Raw genomic sequence first — 19,871 nt, forward strand, 5'->3', positions numbered from 1 at the left:
ATATGGATGGGAACATATACGTCTCAATCAAAAAAGTGCCTGACACCAGCCATATTATTGGATGGTGTCAGGCACTCTTTTATTTTTGCTTTTATTGCTATTTTTTAAAAGCTGCATCAAGGTACTCATTATGGATTTGTTCTTTATACTTAAATGCTTTCTGGATATAGCCTGCTTCGGCTAATGTGTCAATGGAATCTTGTTGTGCGTTAATTGATTCTTCTGTAAAAAGGATATTGGGTTTTTCGGCTGTGATGATTTTCTTAATTAGTTCTGCTGGAAGTTTGGTTGCACGTGAATATATTTCCGATGCTTCATCTGGATTTTCAATTTGCCAATCGGCTGCTTTTTGGTACACTCTTAAATAGGCTTGAACAATCTCAGCATGTTCTTTTGCAAAGCCTTGTCTTGCTATAATAGCACCAGGGGCAAATATTTTTTTATTAACATCTAAAGTTACTGCATTCCCTTTTTCAACATTATTTAGGTAATACGGATTCCACGCGGACCATGCGTCTAATTTTTTGGATTCGAAGGCCGCTTGGGCATCATCGGGTTGAAGATTGATGAGTTTCACATCATCCGTCGTTAAACCATTCGCTTTCAATGCTTTAATTAGATATACATGAGCCGTTGTCCCAAGAGGAACACCCACGGTCTTTCCCTTTAATTCCTTAATGTTCTTAATATCTCCATTTTTTTGCACTAAAATCCGAACATTCGATTCTCCTGTACCGGTTTGGGCAATCACTTCAAATGGAAGTTTTTTATCTAAACCTGCGATTAACGCACCATCTCCTAAAAACGATAAATCAACACGATTGGAAGCAAGTGATTCTAAAAGCGGGGGGCCGCTTGTGAATTCACTCCATTTAACGTCGGCATTCAGTGCCTTAAACTCTTCTTCGAACCAGCCCTTTTCCCGAGCAATGACTAGAGGGCCCATTTTTCCATTTAATGCAATATTCACTTTAACTGGAGCATTTTTTGCAGCTGTTTTTTCTGCGGATGAACCACATCCTGCTAATAAAAGTATCATGGAAATGACCATAAATAATCCAAATAAATGCTTACGATATTTTTTCATATTATAACCTCCTCGTATCACGTAGCTTCGCCCGCTGCATGTGTGGATCCTGACTATGATAGAAAAGAGGTTCGAGAAAGAGCGTAATCTCCTTATCGGAACCTCCTTTCCTGCCATCCGTTCGATCTTATTTTTTAACTATTAATTGGCTGACTTCATTTTCTTGGTTAACAGGTACGTCTTTTCCGACTGTTACACGTCGTACCACACGATGACGATCCCCGTAGTCTGCAACTGCATAATGTTGGGTGGCCAAGTTATCCCAAATGACCACATCCCCTTCCGACCATTTCCAGCGGACGGTATTTTCTAAACGAGTCACATAAGAATCAAAGATACTTAACAATCTTTCAGATTCGCTTGTTGTATAGCCTTCTAACCTTCCCGCAAATCCTCCTAATAACAAATGCTTTTTGCCGGTTTCGGCGTGAACATGTACAACTGGATGTCTTGTTTTAAAAACCGTTGATTCAAAAACATCACGATATTTTTTTGTCACTTCATTAACATCAATATCACTTCGTTTATACTGTGCATAATCAAATTCATTGGAATGAATTCCCCATAACTTATCAGCTAATTTTTTTAAGCCATCCGGAAGGTCTTCATACGCTGCATTCGTATTTGCCCAAACCGTATCACCGCCAACCTCTGGAATGGTTACCCCTCTTAATATGGAGTATTTCGGAACTTCAGGAACAAAGGTAACATCCGTATGCCAATGATTCGCTTTTGCACCTACCGCAGAGTCTAACTCAAAAATATAGTTCGTATGATCTTTTACTGGTACGGTCGGATGTGCATATGGTTCACCTAATAATGTTGCAAACGCTTCTTGGGATGCATCCGTTAAATGATTTTGCCCCTTAAAAAACACAACCTTGTACTCGTTTAGTGCTTGTTTAATTTCATTTAGGATACTTGATTCTAATTTCCCGCTTAATTGAACACCTTGAATTTCTGCACCAATTCTTCCTGCTTGTGGTACCACTTTTAATTGTTTTGTTTGAGAAGCTGTCATTTTTAAATTCCTCCTAGTTATCAAGTTTTATATTTTTTGAAATCCAGCGTAAACCTCTTTTCATTCGCCTCCTGACTCTTTATTTCCCACTTAACCTAGCGATATAGTCGGTTTAATTTCAGAAAAACAAAAAGAGATCCAACAAAGTGAGCTTGATGCTCTCTTTGTTAAATCTCTAGTCGACTAGTGGATTCTATCACTATTTATTTAATTGGACTAAATTGGCAAGTGGTTTGTGTATGAATGCATCTTATCAGGGTTCCAAATAGTCTGTCAATTACTTTTTTGATTATTCCTATAAATTTAGTTGGTTTTAATGTCTTGATTATTACTATTAACCATGTTAAATTGTTATAAATTAATTCATTCGAATGAATCGACTAGTCTACTGGAGATTCAGCGAAAAGACACATATGTCTTCTCGCTGAATCTCTTTTTTTATTTTAAGAAAGGATGATGAACATTATGGTAGCCACAGTAACAATTAATCATGTAAGAAAAACGTTTAACAGTGACAATGAAAGTATTAGAGTTTTAGAGGATTTTAATCTTTCCGTAAAATATGGTGAGTTTCTAACGATTATTGGTCCCAGCGGGTGCGGAAAAAGTACATTATTAAAATTGATTGCTGGACTTGATTTAGATTTTGAAGGCGAGATTATGATTGCTGAAAGGTCTGTGAATGGACCTTCTAAGGATCGCGGCTTTATTTTTCAAGAGCATCGTTTATTTCCATGGTTAAACGTAGAAAAAAATATTGCAGGTAACCTGTCATTAAAAGATCCGGATATACGTTCAAAAGTGGACCAGTTAATTTCACTTGTAAAACTTAACGGATTTGAAAACGCCTATCCGCGGCAATTATCCGGGGGAATGTCGCAACGGGTAGCCATCGCAAGGGCCTTGCTGAGGAATCCTGAAGTGTTATTGTTAGACGAACCGTTTGGTGCATTAGATGCCTTCACCCGCAACCATCTCCAAGAAGCGTTACTTGAAATATGGGAGGAAAATCAGACGACAATGATGCTTGTCACCCATGATATTGATGAGGCGATCTTTCTGTCCTCCAAAGTCGTCGTCATGGATGCAAAGCCAGGGCGAATCAAAGGGATTGTCCCTATTGATTTACCTTATCCAAGAAAAAGGATTAGTAAAGCATTCCAAGAATACAGAACTGTTATCTTGAAACTACTTGATCACCAAGTTAACGAAATAGAAGATTGGAGCATTTAACTAAAAAAAGGAAGGATGATATCAATGTCTACACAAACAATTGCACAGAACAAAGCCATTTCCATTAAGAAAAAGAAAGCAGCAAAAACAAAAAGTTACTCTATTTGGCGAGGATTAACGCTGCCTGTTGTCGTATTGTTTTTATGGCAATTGTTAAGTTCACTCGGAATCTTGTCCGAACAATTATTTTCTTCACCACTGCTAATTGTCAACCGCTTCATAGAACTAGTCCAGTCAGGGGAGATGGCTAAGCATTTGCAAATTAGCTTATTTCGAGCATTTCTCGGTTTTGCTATTGGCGGTTTTCTTGGATTATTAATAGGTGTCATTGTTGGCATGAACAAAAGGGCGGAGGAATATTTAAACCCAAGTATCCAAATGCTCCGCACTGTCCCACTGCTTGTGATTACACCACTATTTATCATGTGGTTGGGGTTTGGTGAATTATCTAAAATATTACTCATTGCTTTAGGGGCCTTTTTCCCTTTATATTTACAAACCTTTTTAGGCATTCGTAATGTAGATAAAAAACTATACGATGTTGCTCAAATCTTAGAGTACAGCCGAATAGAGCAAATCACTAAGCTCATGATTCCAGCTTCTTTACCGAATATTTTACTTGGTATACGCTTAGCTCTAAGCGCTGCCTGGATGTGCTTAGTGGTCGCCGAGTTATTGGGTGCAGATAGAGGTGTGGGCTTCATGATCCAAGATGCTCGTTCATTTATGCAGACAGACACTGTCTTTGTTGGCATTATCATCTTTGCTCTTGCGGGTAAAATATCCGACTCGATTGTCCGCTTTTTAGAACATCGGTTACTTAAATGGCAAGATAGCTTTAAAGCATAACCAAAACAATCCATTCACATCTATACCACTAACATAGAAAAGTCGGCTAAACCTACTACAACATAAAAAGACTACTTCCTATTCATATGGAAGTAGTCTTTTTTGTAGGCAATCTTTAAATTAAAAGTGGAGAAGTAATCTTCTACTTAAATAAATTAAATGCCATTTTTGTGTTGGATTCAAATAAATCCATAAAGCCTTTTTGTGCAATTTTAAATTGATTTAAAGCTTCTTCACTAGCCTTTTTTTGCAGTTCGATACTATTATTAATTGATTGTTGGAACTGCTCTTGTGCCTGATTTAATAAATTTAAACTTTCTTTATAAGGAGATGAGGTTAACTGTTGAACACGGGTGTTTAATTCATCCAGTTCATCATTCCACTTTTCGAAAGTTTGGCTTGTTTCTTCACCGTAAACTGTTTCAATATTTTCCTTTATGTAATCGCGAACTTCAGCAATTAGGTTTTTCTGTTGTTCCTGGATGGAATTCATGTCACCAGTAATTTTCTCCAATGATTCTTTTTGTGTTGCGAATGCTTGAAGCAAAAGATTTTCTATTTCTTTTTGAGAATCGGTCACCTTGTCCAAGCTGTTAGTCCAAATGTTGTAAAGAGATTCTCCAAAATTTGTTACGAACTCATTGTTAAATTCCATTATATAAAACCTCCAATTAATTTATAACCATATATGTAAATTACACTTATAAGAGAGATTTGTCAAATGAATATTCTTTAAATTGTTTAAATTGTTTACTTTTTTCTTCCTATATTAAATACCAAAGAAAAATTTACCATTATAGCTAAATTGGTATTATAATATAAATGATAAGAACAAAAAAACTTTTCATACCAAAGGAGGATTACATATGTCAAAAAATGTTCAACCTGGGGAATTTTATATTGGAACTGTAAGCGAAAACTGGACCGAGGATGCCCTTTTTTACGAGTATAGTACGGCTGCTGATCCAATTGGCAGTGGGATTATTAGTCCGATTCCTCCTAAAGAATTTGCACCTGAACTATATAATTCAGGAGAAACTCGTATTATATCATTGGATTTATCAAATGAGCTGAAAACCAAATATCCAGCAACGAGCCCATCCCTGCTCGCTCATTTTATCCGAATTAATGCAGGAGATTCGATTCAGACGCAACCAAACGCAACCAGTGAATTATACTATATTATTTCCGGGGCTGGTACAACCGAGGTCAATGGACAAACCATCAGTTGGAAAAAAGGTGACTTTTTAACACTTCCAGCCGGATTAAGTAGTCGTCATTTTGCGTCTGAGGATTCCACCATTTACTATATTTTGGATACTCCACTTCTTGATTACTTGGGAGCTAAAGCGACAGAAGCACGTTTTAAGCCGACACTTTATACGGCGGAACAGGCGAAGGCAAAATTAGATGAGGTAGCTAATGCACCCGATGCCCATTTAAAAAATCGTATCTCCATTCTATTAAATAATCAAAATTTCGAACAAACTTTAACCATTACACATGTTTTATGGGCTATGTTCGGTATTGTTCCTGTAGGCTCAAACCAAGCGCCTCACAGTCATAAATCAGTTGCCCTAGACTTTGTTGCTTATGCTGCACCTGGGACCTATACATTAGTGGGGGATAAGGTAGACCCTCTTACAAAACAAATTATTGATCCAATTCGAATTGACTGGGTAACAGGAAAAGCCTTCGTAACCCCGCCAGGGCTGTGGCACTCTCATCATAATGAATCAGGGGAACCAGCATTCATCATCCCAATCCAAGATGCGGGTCTACAAACCTACCTTCGTACTTTGGATATCCAATTTACACATTATGATGAGGAATAGGAGTATTCTAATAAAAGAAGAAAAAGTAGAATGAGAGTGGCTAAGTTTTGTGAGCGTAATATTAAGGTAACTGATGCGGACAAAGTCATTGACCTTCTTCGACTGCATTATCAGAATGATGTAGATGTTAGCATTGTAGACTGTTTTAGAAGGTGTTTAGAATGCAGGGTAAGACCATTCTGCCGTATTCAATTAACAACCATCGAGGCTGATGATGCTGAAAGCTTGGTAAATAAAATACTGCAAACGGTGAAAACAATTACGTAAGAAGACAATCGCACTCCGCGAAAAAAATCAAACCCAAGTGAGGATTAAATCACTTGGGTTTTTTCACGTTATTAAAATAGTGTCAGGCACCTTCTAAAATGGAGGTGCCTGACACTATTATCTGTCCACTAAATGAATTTTTCAAAATCCCTATTAAACAGATATTGATGAACGGTTATTTTCAATCCCTTGTATGCGCTCCTGATGGGTATACACATTAAATCCGTTCGCTCGGATAAAGCCAACTGCTGTAATTCCTAGTTCTTCTGCTAAATCTAGAGCAAGATTGGTAGGTGCAGATTTTGATAGAATAATTCCCACACCAATTTTGGCTGCTTTTAGTAACACTTCGGATGAAATTCGGCCACTGAAAGCAATGATTTTATCCTTAAGTGGTATACGGTTAATCAAGCAATAGCCAAATAGTTTATCGAGTGCATTATGTCGACCGATATCCGTTCGTGCTGCCACAATTCCACCTCTCGTACATAGAGCTGCATTATGGACCCCGCCGGTTTGTTGAAAATGTGAAGAGTTTTCCTGCATTTCCTTCATTAACTCACGGCATTGTTCTGGTGTAACCGTCAATTTGGTCATAACCGTTTTCGCGGTCTTTACATCGTTATGAAAGTAAAATTGCCGCCCTTTTCCACAACAAGAACCAATAAATCTCTTCGAATGGAAATCTTTTTGGATAGAATGTTTATTTACAAGATCAACATAAGCAAAACCTTTTTCTTCATCGATGTGGATCGATTGAATATCTTGGTAGACTCGTATCACACCTTCAGAGGCTAGGAACCCGACCACCAATTCTTTCAATTCTGAAGGGGTGCACACCATGGTGGCAAACTCCGTTCCATCTAATATAATCGTTAGGGCAGATTCAACGGCAATGTCATCCTCTTCCTCGATGAAGTTTTGTCCATTGTACTTGACAATATTTTGAGAAGTAGTAATTTCCTTTAACAAATGAAGTACCCCTTTCCATGGATTTTCTTACCCTTAACCAACCTCTGTTTCGAGATCAGCAATTGGCTTTTCTAAATATTGAGTATCTTTCCGTGCATGATATCGTTCTGCTTTTTCTACATTAACAGTGATGTTGTAATCCGGAATGCCGGCAAATTTCTCATAACGACCGCGCGGCAGCAAATAGTTCCCTTCTGGAAAATGAACTTCTAAATTTCCCTGTGCAATATCAACAAATTTAGCCGTACCTTGGAAGACGCCAAAGCCGTTATAAACAACAATGCCTTCATCTTCGGCAATGCTTAATTTTTGCCCATCCACAGGACTCATTAAAATATCGTAACGACCGGCACCGTTTAACGGGTCTACTTCTTTGTACACCATCGAGTTAAACTGCTTGCCACGGCGGGAGGTAATAATAAATTGTTCCGGTTTTTTATTTAAATCCGGGATATCAACCGGAATTAACATACCTCTGCTATCTGGAGTTGGACAAACTCCATCTTCACATAACCAAGCACCGCCCCACTGGAACACGTCTCCTTGCTTTTTCAAATGCTGGATTCCATCGTAATCAGGGTTTGCTTTGGCAATTTCCTCACGAATGGCCTGACCGTCTGCAAAATCAACCAATTGGGCTGTTTCTGGTTTCACACGCTTCGCAAGGTCAAGATATATCTTCCATTCTGCACGTGCCTCTTCAATCATGTTTTTGTTACCCGTAATTTCAGGAGAGAAGTACACCATCCGTTCTGTTGATGTACTCGTGCCGCCTCCTTCTTGCTCATAACGGGTTTTCGCCGGTAACACGATGACCACTTCTTTCGCATCAACTAACGTCGAAGTGTTTAAAATAATATCTTGATGAACACGAATCTCCAGTTCGGATAAGGCCTTCTCAATAAAGTCAGGGTCTGGCATCGTTTCTAAGAAATTACCACCAGAAAGGTAATATAATTTCACTTTCCGCTCATGATCTTCTGGAAGGACAATGTTTTCTAGGGTAACGCCAACGATATCCCCCTGCCAATTTGGCAGGTCAAATCCCCAAAGCTGTTCGATTCGTTCTACATTTTTTTCGTCCCAGCCTCCGCCAGGTAGAACAAATGGATCTGCCCCCATTTCTCCGCTGCCTTGCACACTGGAGTGTCCACGGAACGGCATAAGACCCGCGTGCTTTCGTCCTAAGTGGCCACGAAGGAGGGCCAGGTTTGCGACTTGAGAGATATTGTCCGTTGCAAAGGAGTGCATCGTCAGTCCAAGCGCCCACGCATATACTGCATTTTTGCTGTTTGCTAGAAGTTCAGCTAATTCTATGATTCTTTCTTTTGAAACGCCTGATGACTCGATGATATCTTCCCAAGATTGATCTTGGACCTTCTTCTTCAATTCTTCGTAACCGTTTACATGATCCTCTACGAACTCATGATTAATCGCCGAACCATATGCTTTTACTTCCATATCAAACCAATGCTTCATAATTCCATGCATAAAGGCAATATCCCCGCCGATATTGACTTGATAGAAATCATCGGCAATTTTTGTTCCGAATAAGGCGGACTCAGGGTTTGAAGGAATCCAATACTGATCCATGGCTGGTTCGCGGTATGGGTTAACCACAATGATTTTGGTCCCTTTTTTCTTTGCTTCAAGCATATATTTTGAAGATACAGGTGATGAGTTTGAAGCAACACTTCCCCAAAACAATAAGACATCAGTTCCAATCCAATCTAGATAATTGGCTGTAGATGCTCCCACACCAATCGATCGTTTTAAAGCTGTTTTACTGGGAGCGTGACAAATACGGGAAGCGTTATCAATATGATTCGTCCCAAGAAAACGCGCGACTTTCGCTGCCACATAATAGCTTTCGTTTGTAATCCCTCGAGCGGTTAAATAAAAAGCATATTGTTTTGGATCCAACTTTTTCATTTTTTCTGCAATGAGATCCATGGCGTCATCCCAAGTAATCCGTGAAAATTTACGTTCCCCTTTGCGACGAATCATCGGATAAGGAATCCGGCCCAGCTTACGAAGTTCCGTGCTATCATATTTCTTTAGTTCATCAATGTCTGCATGCAGGATTTCAGGTTGAATTGCAGGCATTGTATTTAATCGAAGCACATTCAAACGTGTGGTGCAAACGTGTGGTCCATCCAATGTTTGGTCATATAACCCAGACACACCAAGTGCACAACCGTCACAAACCCCTTTTGTAATAATCCGTGTAGCATAGCCGATATTATCTTTATTATCCCAAGCGATCTTCATCGTATCACGGATATGCTGCGGTTTAATCTTTCCTAATCCAAAAGGAATTGGGCTTACCCAGTATTTAGGAGCAGGTAACTTTGCCTTTTTTTGTGGTCCTGGATGTTGCGTTTTCCCCATTTTCATTTCCTCCTTAATTATGTCAATTGCTATTTATCGAATAAAAAACCACCTAAGAAAATATTCATCCGTTAAAACGGACAAATAGCTCTAGGTGGTTAGTCTTTAACAGGATCGCTGTCAAGTGCCAACAATAATATAGTTGAAATGATATTTTCATTAGGTTTAACTTTTTACGTTAAACTTTTCCTCAATATCTTGATCAAACACGAAGATTGACATCCCCATGTCGTCTTCAATATCAATATCCACAAAGACACGAATGAATTTTACACCCAGTAATTCTTCCATTTCCTGGGGATAGTTTTTTTTATAAATCTCCTTGACCATTTCAGTACGAGCAGATCGTAACATTTGTTTCCCATCTTCAGCGGAAGCAATAAATTTTTCAATCGGAGATAAATTACCTTCCAATTCACAAATTGCCCAGTTTTTGCAAAACTTTGTTCGAACTTGACTAGGGCCTTTCCCCATATGACGTTTTCTGTAGGCACGAACAATATTACTGAATTCTGCTTCATATTTATTCACATGACTCAACTCACTTGTTTTTACTCAATATTATCACTATGTTAATGATGTTTATTCTATAAGTATACTATATAACGGAATAAAAATAAAAACCATTGTAATAGATTCTTTGAAGATTCCTTAAAAAAGGCGGAATCCCATTTGAATCATTACAACGGTTCGCCTCAAACAGGTTCGCTGTTACGCACCAACTGTTATAATATTTTTCCCTTGTCATATGAGTTAAACCTTTTAACCGATCAACAGGTTCGCTGTTTCGTATTAAAAGAGACTCATATTTAATACATCGTAAATTTCACAAATTGTTCACATTTATCTTTTTAATCATAGCATGGTAGTGAAATCAGGACAATAGAAAATATTTAAATTCCTGTTAAACCTGAATACAGTTTTTAATAAAACTTTTTTTGTTGAAAATATGCAATTAGCAATGCCGAAAATGAATTGAATCTCTAATTGATATTTTTGACATTCGCTTTGCCCATTCATGGGACCAAATGGAGAAATATCCGCTTTTGCATCTTTAGTAAATGCAGATGTCATCCAGTTTGATCAACAGATTTCATAAAACAGCACCTTCTTATTTTATTCGTTTCATTCTTTTTTCCTTTTTGGCTTTCATGAGTTTTTGCTTTTTGACCATTTTCCTTCTTTCTAACTCTTTGGAACAATCTTCACTCCATGAAATTAATTCTTCATCAGACATTGTTGGTATTCTTTCAATTATTTCGTTCAATTTTTCCCATCTATTCATGTTTAAAAACCCCTTCAAAAGATTATGTTGATAGTCTTTGTTGGGTGTAACTTCTTTTATACAATTTTTCTTTATTCTTTTCTTTTTTCCCTTGACTAGTTCACTGAAAGTTATAGCGACCCTTGTTTTAGTGGATCAACGGTTTGGATAGAATCTTTCATATTGAAAAAAGTGGATGAGAATAAAAGATTCAAATTGGACCTTTTAAAAACTTCGAAATCATCTATGATTAAAGAACAGCTTCTATTGCAACCATTATATATTAAGGAATAAATACATGCGAAAGGAACTAATAGAAGAACGATTAACTAAAAAGGGGCAAAATTTATGGATCGTACCCAAGAAAAAAGCAAATGGAGAAGGAATATTTTATTAGATCTAAATACCAAAAATATAGCTGCGGGGACAGTTGCAGGAATATTCGTGATAACAGGACCATCAGCTCTAATACTAGAAGCCTCATCAAATGGAAATTTTAGTACAGCACATACCATCCTATGGATATTTGCCGTTTATGTATTTGGAGGCTTATTAGGAATTTTCTTACCATTATACTATCGAATTCCTATTGTCGGGGGTCACTCCTTAACAGGAGTTGCATTTCTTGCCACTATGACAAACCAGTTTACTTTCAATGAATTAATAGGGGCATACATAGTTTCAGGGCTGTTGTTGTTACTCGTTGGATTACTAAGTTTTTTTTCAAGATTAGTGAATTTGGTACCTAGGGAAATTATTTCGGCAATGCTGTCAGGAATGATTATGAAATATATGGTGAATTTTATTATTTCCTCAACCCAACTTTTTCTAGTTGGGGGTATTTCTCTGATCACTTTTTTTGTTTTTAGTAGATGGAAGACAAAAATTCCTCCTGTGATTGCAGCAATTGTCATCGGGACGATTGTATTATCCCTAACCTATCCCATAAATATAGGCAATTTGGTTCCAGGAGAGTTTTTTCCACAAATTCAACTACCAAATTTTAATACAGCTAGCTTTCTTTCTGTATCAATACCACTTGCATTACTAATTTTAAGTAACGATGTGGCAGTTGGGATAGGTGCATTAGAACAAAATCATTATCATACTCCCATAAATCGAATTGTTTCCTTGAGTGGAGTATTTTCTGTGATCTCGGGCTTCTTTGGGGGGCAATCGGCAAATATCGCCGGTATGGCAACCGTCATTTGTTCGGATGAAGAGGCAGGTCCGAAGGAAAAAAGATTCATGGGAGCAGTTGTTTCAGGTGCTCTCTTATTAATCTATGGTTTATTTTCATGGAAACTCGTTCCTTTTATTCAAGCCTTACCAAAAGAATTTATCTCCATCATTGTTGGATTTTCACTTCTTGGAGTGTTCAGCAAAAATATCCATCAAAGTTTCTCTAGTCCATCAATGAAAATAAGCACAACATTCGCCTTAATTATTGCATTATCCAATATTACAATATTAAATATAAGCTCTCCTATTTGGTCCTTATTAATAGGTACTGTGATTGCTAGATATATTGAAAAGGATACAATGGGAAAAATTGAGAATGATGGAAAAAGAACTGCTTAATTCATAATTAATATTAGTAACCTTTTTCGAAATGAACATACATGAATCTAATTCTAATGCGCCCCAACTAAACCTTAATCCTTTTTACTACTTCAGTATAAAATGGTACACATAGAAACAGAATTCATTGTACAATGGCTATAATGAAATGGAGGTCATAAAATGAAAAAAGTGATTATTTATTCCCAAGAAACATGCCCGCCTTGCCATGCGGAAAAATTATGGTTTAAAGAAAATGGGATTGAGTTTGAAGAAAGAGACATACGGAAAAACGACCAATATTTGCATGAACTGATTGGACTTGGGGCTGTTGCTACCCCTGCAACCGTTATTAAAGATGGGGATAAAGAAGAAGTAATCCTAGGATTTGATCAAACGAAATTGGCTGAAATATTAGGAATATAAAAAGTACGAAAGAAAAAACACTGTATGATCAGCGATTGTTACTGTCATCAGTGTTTTTTGTCTTCGTATTTTAATTTATAGCCCAAAATGTTGATTTGCCAGCTCTAAAAATTTCTTGTGATCAATGGTCTCTTTAGAAAGAATTCCATCTTCCCATTGGGTAAATGTGGTATCAGTTAGGGTAATATTTCCGTTTTTGGTTAGTCGGGTGATTAATCGATGTTTGTTAAATGAGGATTTCGGGTGTTCGGAAATAATCGTTTGGATTTCATTCAGATTCGCATCTTCAATAGATCTCTGCGAATCAAAAATATAGCCTATTTTCCACTCAGTATCCTTATTGTTTAGTTTCATCTCTAAACAATAATCCCCTAGTTCATGATTTACTTTTCTAACCCTAAACTCTCCATTATCAGAAGTAACAGTCTCACCCGATAAAGGCACAGGTTTTAAAGGTAAATTCCCCCCAAAGCCTGTGTCAATTAAATACGTCTGTCCCTCGTGATTTAAAAGTACCGTTACATGCGTCCTTCCAAGTTGAATATACTCTTCAGCAGCATGATTATAAACAACACCGTCTGTTAGGACTGCGTTAAAGCCATTTTCTATGAGATAAAAATAAAAAAGCGGATTTAATTCGTAACAAAGGCCGCCTTCGTTTCTTGCCACAATTTTATTGATTACGTTTTCCTTTGTAATCTTACCTGTTTTGTTTTCAATAATTGATAAATTTTCAAATGGGATGTTACGTGCTGTTTTTTCAAGAACCTCCGGTAACTTTTCAAAGGTAATTTTTTCGATATTGGGCATACCTATTCTTTTATGAAATAAGGTTGTAAGGTTTTGCATATCCTTCTCCCCCCTGTACTTTTTTTGCACTCCACAGCTTTTTAACTGACCACTAGAAACGTCCCGGTGGTACTCGATCCAATAACAAGTCCGAAGGTGAACTTGCGTATAGATACAATCGATGCATTGGTCTTGTCATGGCTACATACAACAATTTAATATCTAACTCTTCATCACTGTACTTTTCATCTAGAGCAACAATCAGTACCGCATCAAACTCCAATCCTTTTGAAAGGTATGAAGGTAAGATAACCACGCTGCCCTTTTTCATATCTTCTTTTTCTTCTAATAGCTGTATTGGAAGATTGCTATTTTCCAGCATGTTATGTATTCGTAGGCACTCTTTGTCGGTTCTTCCAATAATCGCAATCGAGTTCAACTCTTCCTTTTTGATCATCTGAATATCATCTTCAAGGATTTGTTTTACTTGTTCTAAATTTGCAGGATCGATTTTCGTAAAGCGGGGTTTGTCCCCATGGCGGATAACTGGTTCCACTTTTGGCAAGTCTTGATTCATAATGGATAGTATGTCATTGGCTAACTGCATGATCTCGACCGTGGTTCGATAACTCTTTTGTAATGTTTGATAATTCGCAGTTGGAAATATTTCCTTGACTAACGGTTCCCAGCTTTTTAACCCTCGATATGAGTGAATCCCTTGCGCTAAATCTCCCACAATCGTAAATAATTCTGTTTCAAAACCCGCTCTAAGTGCGGCAAATTGAAAATAACTATAATCTTGGGCTTCATCAATGAAAATACTCTTCATTTTATATGGTTCTTCGATTCCTTCTAATTTTGCCTTCATATAGAATAACGGGGCATAATCCTCCAGTTCTAGTGCTTTTTTATCAAAATTTCTTTGACAATATTTACTTAACGCTCTGCATTCTTTCTCTGAAAGTGTACGTGCATACTTTTGTAAAAGTTCAGGCGAAGTCATCAGTTCCTTGTATAAAGTAAAAATATCTTTCTTAACAAAAGGAGCCATATAATTTTTTATCGCGACCTTCGACTCCTTCTCCACAGAACTGATTCTTTTTTCTTTTGAATCCATGAAACTGATTACTTTTTCCTTCCTTTTTTCTGATTCCGGCCGGCCGCTAAAAAGGAGTTTTTCTAAAGCCTCGTCATATTTGTTATTAATTTTAGAAAGAATCAGTGATTTTTTTAATCTTAGATCATTTGCTAAGATATTTTTAATTTTATCGAGTCTCTTATAGATAGGTAAGTATTGAAATTCTTGGATAAATAGTTTTTTGAGTCTCCCCCCTCTTATCAAGCGGGACTTTTCAATCATAAAATCCTCGGAAGGGGCCAAATTAAACTCAATTTCTTTTAAATAATGGTCGATGACCTCCTTAAATTCCAGCGATCCTTTATAACTGGAAACCCATTGAATCATGTTTGATTTTTCGTTTCCGTTAATGAGTGCCATTAATTTTGAATTAGGAGAGATTAATTTCATTTTCTTCCCTAAGCACTTACTCATAAATTCAATATAAGTCGTTTGTTTAATCTTGTTTACCCCGAGATCAGGAAGGACCGCGGAAATATAATCAATAAATAATTTATTAGGTGCAAGAATCATCAATTTTTCTGGAGGAAATCGATATCCAGAAGAGTATAGAAAGTAGGAAATTCGATGGAGAGCAATGGTTGTTTTTCCACTTCCAGCAGCTCCTTGAACGATAATGGGATGTTTAAGTGAGGCTCTAATGACTTCATTTTGTTCATTTTGGATGGTCGCCACAATCTCGGTTAAGCGATTATCTGCTTTTCCTGATAAGGATTTTTGTAATAATTCATCATGCGTGGTTAAATCGATATCTCTAATATCTTTTAAAAATCCATTCTCAATTTCGTACTGCCTCTTTAGCGATAAATACCCACTTTGCGTTTCTCCGTAAGCATCATACGTTACATTCCCAAGACGGCCATCATAGTAAACATTGGCAATCGGTGACCGCCAATCGACAATAATAGGGATCTGATTGACACGGTCAAACAATGAGGCTTTTCCAATATATAAAATCTCTTCGTTAGTGTCACCGCTGCTCGTAAAATTGATTCGAGAGAAGTACGGTTTGCCGATGATGCTCTCTAACCTTTCCAATTCACTCTCGGCTAATTCTAAAAATTGAGCATTCGTCAGGAGGGTCATGTAGCTTAAACTACTATCTGACGTATCCAATTCCGCGAAGGCTTCTTTCAAATTCTCCACGAACTGTTCTTTATTCCCCTTTGACATTTCCAACACGCTTTTAATAAATTCCTTCGTAAACTCTAAGCGTTCCACTTCTTCTTGATAATCTTTATGTTCCCGAACTGATTTTTGTTTGTTTGAACTCATTCTCTTAATCCGTCACCTCTCAATAGAGTTTATAGGGATGGAACACGCACAAAAAGAAACATCTACAATTTTTTTTGCAGATGCTTTCTTTCACAATGGAGTTATATTTTACCATTTGGTAAGTGATAATACAATATTCTTGTTTACCCTTTGAAATAAAGTAAAGCAATGAGGAAAAGAATCAATCCTATTAAAAAAATAGGACCAAGACCGGTACTGTATACAAAGTAAATTCTAATATTCAGAAGCGCATGGACAATCAGAATGGCCAATAAGCAAACCAGTATTACAATGGTTAATTGTACATTTTTATTTCGATTTCGATTCAAGGAATTTACTCCCTTCTTAAAGCTCTACAGGGACAGTTAGTTTTTTATATAAATATTTTACAAGAGCTTGAAATATTCCTTTCGATACTCTCCGCCATATTTTCTTAAATTGAAAAGAATTTCCACTTTTCACAACCGAATATGATATAATTGTGATATCACTTTTATATCACTTATTCACGATGGAGGGAACGTAATGAAGGAAAAATCAATTTTTAAAATGAATGGGTTTGCTGCACTGGTCATTGCTCTTTTTTGTATTGGCTTTGGCATCTTTTTAATCGTAACTGGAACGATCACAGAGAAAATTACTGGCGTCATCTTCATAATTTTAGGGTTAATCCTTGCAACAAGTTTGACCATTGTTCAGCCTAACGAAGCAAAAGTATTAACTTTCTTCGGTACCTATCTGGGTGTCATCCGAGACCAAGGATTATGGGCCACCATTCCATTTACATTCAAAAGAAGTGTCTCCTTACGAGTAACAAACTTTAACAGTGAGAGATTAAAAGTAAATGATCTTGAAGGAAATCCCATTGAGATTGCTGCGGTTGTTGTATATAAAGTAAGAGATGCAGCAAAAGCATTGTATGACGTTGAAAACTATAATAAATTTATCCAAATTCAAAGTGAGACTGGTCTGCGTCATATTGCAAGCAGATATGCCTATGATTCGTTCGACCATGCTGAAAATCCATTAACCCTTCGTCAAAATAGCGATGAAGTCGCGGATGTGCTTATGTATGATTTACAAAAAAGATTGGATGTAGCTGGTGTGGATGTCATCGAAGCAAGAATCATGCATCTTGCCTATTCTTCTGAAATTGCTTCTGCCATGCTGCAAAGACAACAAGCTCAAGCTGTATTATCTGCTCGAAAAGTGATTGTCGATGGTGCCGTAGGACTTGTCAAAGCTGCGATCGACCAACTCGCAGAGCAAGAAATCGTTGAACTGGATGAAGAGAAAAAAGCGCAGATGGTCAATAACCTGATGGTCGCCATTGTCTCTGAAAAGGGAACGCAGCCCATTATTAATACAGGAAGCATCTATTAAGGTCGTGTAATAAATGAGCAAACGAAAATCATTTCCACTTCGGATTGATCCGAAGTTATATGAAGTGCTGGAAAAATGGGCCGAAGATGAAATAAGAAGTGTTAATGCCCAAATCGAAGTCATCCTAAAAGAAGCCGCTAAAAAGGCCGGAAGATTAAAAAAGGAATAGTTGGCACCGTTTTTTTAGAAAATAAACCCCTAATTTTCTTAGGCTAAGCAGAAAGAAAATTAGGGGTTTGATGTCTTTAAATGGGAAATGTAAGCTGGGGAAAATACCTTCTTAATAAGCGTATGCTATACTCATCTAACCTGAGATTTTGTACCAAACTGACCGGTTACATCATCCCCGATAACGTCTACCAAATGACTTTGGACATACAGCATCAATACGAGCCAAATCTTCAGAAGTAAGTTCGATATCTACAACCCTTACATTGTTATTGGCTGCCGGTTGGCAGTTTGTCCTTAATCGAGTAACCAGCAAAAGTATAATAAACGGAGATTTTCCGGTTATATGCAGAATGGAGCTCGTTTCGGGGTAAATAAGGGAAGGTTTTCCGCTTATGCAAAGCAAAATCCCCTATTTTCGAATTTTTCGAGTTAATAGGCGGAATTTCTCCGTCTATTAAAGCCTTTTTTAATAATATTTCATAATTAAGCGGAATTTTTCCGTCTATTTATCAACCCGGTCGCTTCACTTGATCCCCCAACCAATAAGTGCGAACCCTCTTGATCCTAGATGCGAGAATCAGCAGCTTTTGATCGACCAGCTTATAAAGATCAATAAAATTGCTACTTAAAACAGCACTGAATGTACCGACTAGTTGATAATTCCATGGAAAGAATAGAATTGGTTCCTCTGGTCATCAATAAATTCATTAAAAACCTAAAACCCATACTCTATTTTCTTTTACTGGGATTTTAGTTATAATATATCTATATAATCGCATAAATTAAAATGACCGCGGGTGCTGGTAACACCGAACGGTCATGCAATAGCAGGTTCCGATGCAAGGGAATCAGCATTAAGTGTCAGTAATCCACCTTGGGCAGCTAACTTTAGGGTGGATTATTTTTTTTGATTAAATGATAGAACTGCAAGGATAAGGCTACCAAATCCAAACATAATCATAAAAGTTTCAAATACTGTCAATCAGCATCACCCCCTTTCTGATGGGAATGTGCCAATCACCCTTGAGAAATCCTACTCTATTGCTCTTTTATTTTATCATGTAATCCTAAAAATAGGAACATATGTTTTGTTCCAAAGGTGAAATAGGTCCTTACGTCCGAAATCATTCTTTGTCCCAACGTTAAAATGGTAATAAATACCTAGGTGATAATTGAAAGTTGCTTTCACTTCGTTTGAAAAAATAAACACCATCCATAAAAATGGATGGTGCCTGACACCCAATTACTCATTTTAAAAATTTATAGAAGTCTAATCTCTGTGTTGCATTCTCTTTAATGATGATATCTACACCGGTATCAACGACTTTTTTAACATTTTTACCTTTTGTTACTTTCAATGCTGTTTCAACGGCCAGATATCCCATATCATAAGGGTTTTGGGCCACTGTACTAGATATTGTTCCATCCTTGATTAACTTCAGCATATCGGGTATGCCGTCTGCTCCAATGACTGGAATGATAACACCTTGTTCCTTCAATTCCTTTATTACAAGCAATGCGGAGAGGTCATGAGTTGCAAAGACCCCCTTAATATCAGGATGTTCACGCAATATCTTTGTCATTTCTTTTTTTATGCTCTTGGGATCAGGCGATATCCCTACTGTTTCAGACGCTACAATGATCCCTGCATCTTTTAAAGCTTTTTTTGCTCCATTTATCCGTTCTTTAAATACGGAGACGGACAAATCTCCACCGATAATGGCCACTTTATTTCCAGGCTGAAGCTGTGAGGCTAAAAGGGCGCCTGCTTTTTTTCCTAATTCTTCGTTATTGGTTCCGATATAGGAAGTTTTGTTTCTCCATGGAAAATCGTTATCTACTAGTAATACAGGTATTTTTTTGTTTTCAGTAAACTTTTCCAGTATAGGTATAACTGTGGAATCTGTAGGTGAGACAATCAAGACATCGGGATTTTCTTCATAGGTCTTTTCTAATAATCTACTTTGTTCTATAGCAGATTCATTAACAGGGGCAATGACTTTCCCATCCATCCCAAAGTCACTGAACGCTTTTTCAGCTCCTTCTTTCATAATTTCCCAATATTGTGAGTTTAAATCTTTTAATACAACAACAACTCTCGGTCTCTTATCTGCAAATGAATTAGAAATAAACATGAAAATAATGACAGCAATAACTATACCAACAAGAAATACTAGTCTTCCATCTTTGAACACTATATCCTCCCCTCT

At 37.2% G+C, this 19,871-nt stretch carries 21 protein-coding genes; 8 read left to right on the plus strand and 13 right to left on the minus strand.

Annotated elements, in window-relative coordinates; translation table 11 throughout:
• Window positions 1-97 precede the first annotated feature (97 nt).
• Together M3610_RS21465 and M3610_RS21470 are read right to left on the minus strand one after the other, a co-directional pair.
• Window positions 98-1,087 (minus strand): ABC transporter substrate-binding protein, encoded by a 990-nt coding sequence (locus M3610_RS21465; protein WP_251462398.1) that lies wholly within the window; start codon window positions 1,085-1,087, stop codon window positions 98-100.
• Between the two features lie 127 nt (window positions 1,088-1,214).
• On the minus strand, window positions 1,215-2,108 hold the full coding sequence (locus M3610_RS21470; RefSeq protein WP_251462402.1) for a TauD/TfdA dioxygenase family protein: 894 nt from the start codon (window positions 2,106-2,108) through the stop codon (window positions 1,215-1,217).
• Window positions 2,109-2,573: 465 nt separating this feature from the next.
• On the opposite strand from M3610_RS21470, the gene M3610_RS21475 reads away from it, so the two are divergent.
• Together M3610_RS21475 and M3610_RS21480 are read left to right on the plus strand one after the other, a co-directional pair.
• Entirely contained in the window at window positions 2,574-3,341 is a 768-nt protein-coding gene (locus M3610_RS21475) for an ABC transporter ATP-binding protein (protein WP_251462405.1), read from the plus strand.
• A gap of 24 nt (window positions 3,342-3,365) precedes the next feature.
• Window positions 3,366-4,190, plus strand: coding sequence for an ABC transporter permease (locus M3610_RS21480; protein ID WP_251462408.1), 825 nt, complete (start codon window positions 3,366-3,368; stop codon window positions 4,188-4,190).
• Between the two features lie 142 nt (window positions 4,191-4,332).
• On the opposite strand, the gene M3610_RS21485 is transcribed toward M3610_RS21480, so the two are convergent.
• Window positions 4,333-4,845 (minus strand): hypothetical protein, encoded by a 513-nt coding sequence (locus tag M3610_RS21485; protein ID WP_251462411.1) that lies wholly within the window; start codon window positions 4,843-4,845, stop codon window positions 4,333-4,335.
• Between the two features lie 211 nt (window positions 4,846-5,056).
• Between M3610_RS21485 and M3610_RS21490 the strand changes: the two genes are divergently transcribed.
• Both M3610_RS21490 and M3610_RS21495 read left to right on the plus strand, forming a co-directional pair.
• A complete protein-coding gene (locus M3610_RS21490; protein WP_251462415.1) occupies window positions 5,057-6,025 on the plus strand; it encodes a cupin domain-containing protein in 969 nt (322 codons plus the stop codon).
• Between the two features lie 30 nt (window positions 6,026-6,055).
• Window positions 6,056-6,292: a DUF1450 domain-containing protein gene (locus M3610_RS21495; RefSeq protein WP_098573239.1), complete on the plus strand. Its 237-nt coding sequence runs from the start codon at window positions 6,056-6,058 to the stop codon at window positions 6,290-6,292.
• 153 nt (window positions 6,293-6,445) lie between these two features.
• On the opposite strand, the gene fdhD is transcribed toward M3610_RS21495, so the two are convergent.
• The 4 genes from fdhD to M3610_RS21515 all read right to left on the minus strand — a co-directional run bounded on the left by fdhD (window position 6,446) and on the right by M3610_RS21515 (window position 10,940).
• Window positions 6,446-7,264: a formate dehydrogenase accessory sulfurtransferase FdhD gene (gene fdhD / locus M3610_RS21500; RefSeq protein ID WP_251462418.1), complete on the minus strand. Its 819-nt coding sequence runs from the start codon at window positions 7,262-7,264 to the stop codon at window positions 6,446-6,448.
• Window positions 7,265-7,297: 33 nt separating this feature from the next.
• Window positions 7,298-9,655, minus strand: coding sequence for an FdhF/YdeP family oxidoreductase (locus M3610_RS21505; RefSeq protein WP_251462421.1), 2,358 nt, complete (start codon window positions 9,653-9,655; stop codon window positions 7,298-7,300).
• A gap of 165 nt (window positions 9,656-9,820) precedes the next feature.
• A complete protein-coding gene (locus M3610_RS21510) occupies window positions 9,821-10,186 on the minus strand; it encodes a Na-translocating system protein MpsC family protein (RefSeq protein WP_098573230.1) in 366 nt (121 codons plus the stop codon).
• Between the two features lie 580 nt (window positions 10,187-10,766).
• A complete protein-coding gene (locus M3610_RS21515) occupies window positions 10,767-10,940 on the minus strand; it encodes a hypothetical protein (protein ID WP_251462426.1) in 174 nt (57 codons plus the stop codon).
• A 327-nt stretch (window positions 10,941-11,267) separates the two neighbouring features.
• Between M3610_RS21515 and M3610_RS21520 the strand changes: the two genes are divergently transcribed.
• Window positions 11,268-12,500 (plus strand): benzoate/H(+) symporter BenE family transporter, encoded by a 1,233-nt coding sequence (locus tag M3610_RS21520; RefSeq protein ID WP_098573224.1) that lies wholly within the window; start codon window positions 11,268-11,270, stop codon window positions 12,498-12,500.
• Between the two features lie 162 nt (window positions 12,501-12,662).
• Window positions 12,663-12,905 (plus strand): glutaredoxin family protein, encoded by a 243-nt coding sequence (locus M3610_RS21525; RefSeq protein ID WP_251462429.1) that lies wholly within the window; start codon window positions 12,663-12,665, stop codon window positions 12,903-12,905.
• 75 nt (window positions 12,906-12,980) lie between these two features.
• On the opposite strand, the gene M3610_RS21530 is transcribed toward M3610_RS21525, so the two are convergent.
• From M3610_RS21530 to M3610_RS21540, 3 genes are all read right to left on the minus strand, one after another.
• Window positions 12,981-13,754 carry an arylamine N-acetyltransferase family protein gene (locus tag M3610_RS21530; RefSeq protein ID WP_251462431.1) on the minus strand — a complete coding sequence of 258 codons (774 nt, stop codon included), beginning with the start codon at window positions 13,752-13,754 and terminating at the stop codon, window positions 12,981-12,983.
• Between the two features lie 52 nt (window positions 13,755-13,806).
• The gene (gene helD / locus M3610_RS21535) at window positions 13,807-16,107 is read right to left on the minus strand and encodes an RNA polymerase recycling motor HelD (RefSeq protein WP_251462434.1); all 2,301 of its coding nucleotides are present in this window, start codon (window positions 16,105-16,107) and stop codon (window positions 13,807-13,809) included.
• Between the two features lie 143 nt (window positions 16,108-16,250).
• Window positions 16,251-16,436 (minus strand): hypothetical protein, encoded by a 186-nt coding sequence (locus M3610_RS21540; RefSeq protein ID WP_098573213.1) that lies wholly within the window; start codon window positions 16,434-16,436, stop codon window positions 16,251-16,253.
• A 196-nt stretch (window positions 16,437-16,632) separates the two neighbouring features.
• On the opposite strand from M3610_RS21540, the gene M3610_RS21545 reads away from it, so the two are divergent.
• Entirely contained in the window at window positions 16,633-17,490 is an 858-nt protein-coding gene (locus tag M3610_RS21545) for an SPFH domain-containing protein (protein ID WP_251462436.1), read from the plus strand.
• A 13-nt stretch (window positions 17,491-17,503) separates the two neighbouring features.
• Entirely contained in the window at window positions 17,504-17,659 is a 156-nt protein-coding gene (locus M3610_RS21550) for a type II toxin-antitoxin system antitoxin (protein ID WP_098573206.1), read from the plus strand.
• Window positions 17,660-17,927: 268 nt separating this feature from the next.
• Here M3610_RS21550 and M3610_RS28075 read toward each other — a convergent pair whose 3' ends face one another.
• The 3 genes from M3610_RS28075 to M3610_RS21555 form a co-directional block, all read right to left on the minus strand.
• A complete protein-coding gene (locus M3610_RS28075) occupies window positions 17,928-18,059 on the minus strand; it encodes a hypothetical protein (RefSeq protein WP_285851434.1) in 132 nt (43 codons plus the stop codon).
• Window positions 18,060-18,559: 500 nt separating this feature from the next.
• The gene (locus tag M3610_RS28530; RefSeq protein ID WP_373561686.1) at window positions 18,560-18,643 is read right to left on the minus strand and encodes a putative holin-like toxin; all 84 of its coding nucleotides are present in this window, start codon (window positions 18,641-18,643) and stop codon (window positions 18,560-18,562) included.
• Window positions 18,644-18,908: 265 nt separating this feature from the next.
• Window positions 18,909-19,856 carry a sugar ABC transporter substrate-binding protein gene (locus M3610_RS21555; protein WP_251462439.1) on the minus strand — a complete coding sequence of 316 codons (948 nt, stop codon included), beginning with the start codon at window positions 19,854-19,856 and terminating at the stop codon, window positions 18,909-18,911.
• Window positions 19,857-19,871: the final 15 nt, after the last annotated feature.

The sequence above is a fragment of the Neobacillus sp. MER 74 genome, assembly GCF_023714155.1.

What these genes read in the sequence shown, in the direction of transcription:
- M3610_RS21465 (WP_251462398.1), bottom strand. Translation starts at nt 1,087, where the DNA reads ATGAAAAAATATCGTAAGCATTTATTTGGATTATTTATGGTCATTTCC.
- M3610_RS21470 (WP_251462402.1), bottom strand. Translation starts at nt 2,108, where the DNA reads ATGACAGCTTCTCAAACAAAACAATTAAAAGTGGTACCACAAGCAGGA.
- M3610_RS21475 (WP_251462405.1), top strand. Translation starts at nt 2,574, where the DNA reads ATGGTAGCCACAGTAACAATTAATCATGTAAGAAAAACGTTTAACAGT.
- M3610_RS21480 (WP_251462408.1), top strand. Translation starts at nt 3,366, where the DNA reads ATGTCTACACAAACAATTGCACAGAACAAAGCCATTTCCATTAAGAAA.
- M3610_RS21485 (WP_251462411.1), bottom strand. Translation starts at nt 4,845, where the DNA reads ATGGAATTTAACAATGAGTTCGTAACAAATTTTGGAGAATCTCTTTAC.
- M3610_RS21490 (WP_251462415.1), top strand. Translation starts at nt 5,057, where the DNA reads ATGTCAAAAAATGTTCAACCTGGGGAATTTTATATTGGAACTGTAAGC.
- M3610_RS21495 (WP_098573239.1), top strand. Translation starts at nt 6,056, where the DNA reads ATGAGAGTGGCTAAGTTTTGTGAGCGTAATATTAAGGTAACTGATGCG.
- M3610_RS21505 (WP_251462421.1), bottom strand. Translation starts at nt 9,655, where the DNA reads ATGGGGAAAACGCAACATCCAGGACCACAAAAAAAGGCAAAGTTACCT.
- M3610_RS21515 (WP_251462426.1), bottom strand. Translation starts at nt 10,940, where the DNA reads ATGAATAGATGGGAAAAATTGAACGAAATAATTGAAAGAATACCAACA.
- M3610_RS21520 (WP_098573224.1), top strand. Translation starts at nt 11,268, where the DNA reads ATGGATCGTACCCAAGAAAAAAGCAAATGGAGAAGGAATATTTTATTA.
- M3610_RS21525 (WP_251462429.1), top strand. Translation starts at nt 12,663, where the DNA reads ATGAAAAAAGTGATTATTTATTCCCAAGAAACATGCCCGCCTTGCCAT.
- M3610_RS21530 (WP_251462431.1), bottom strand. Translation starts at nt 13,754, where the DNA reads ATGCAAAACCTTACAACCTTATTTCATAAAAGAATAGGTATGCCCAAT.
- helD (WP_251462434.1), bottom strand. Translation starts at nt 16,107, where the DNA reads ATGAGTTCAAACAAACAAAAATCAGTTCGGGAACATAAAGATTATCAA.
- M3610_RS21545 (WP_251462436.1), top strand. Translation starts at nt 16,633, where the DNA reads ATGAAGGAAAAATCAATTTTTAAAATGAATGGGTTTGCTGCACTGGTC.
- M3610_RS21550 (WP_098573206.1), top strand. Translation starts at nt 17,504, where the DNA reads ATGAGCAAACGAAAATCATTTCCACTTCGGATTGATCCGAAGTTATAT.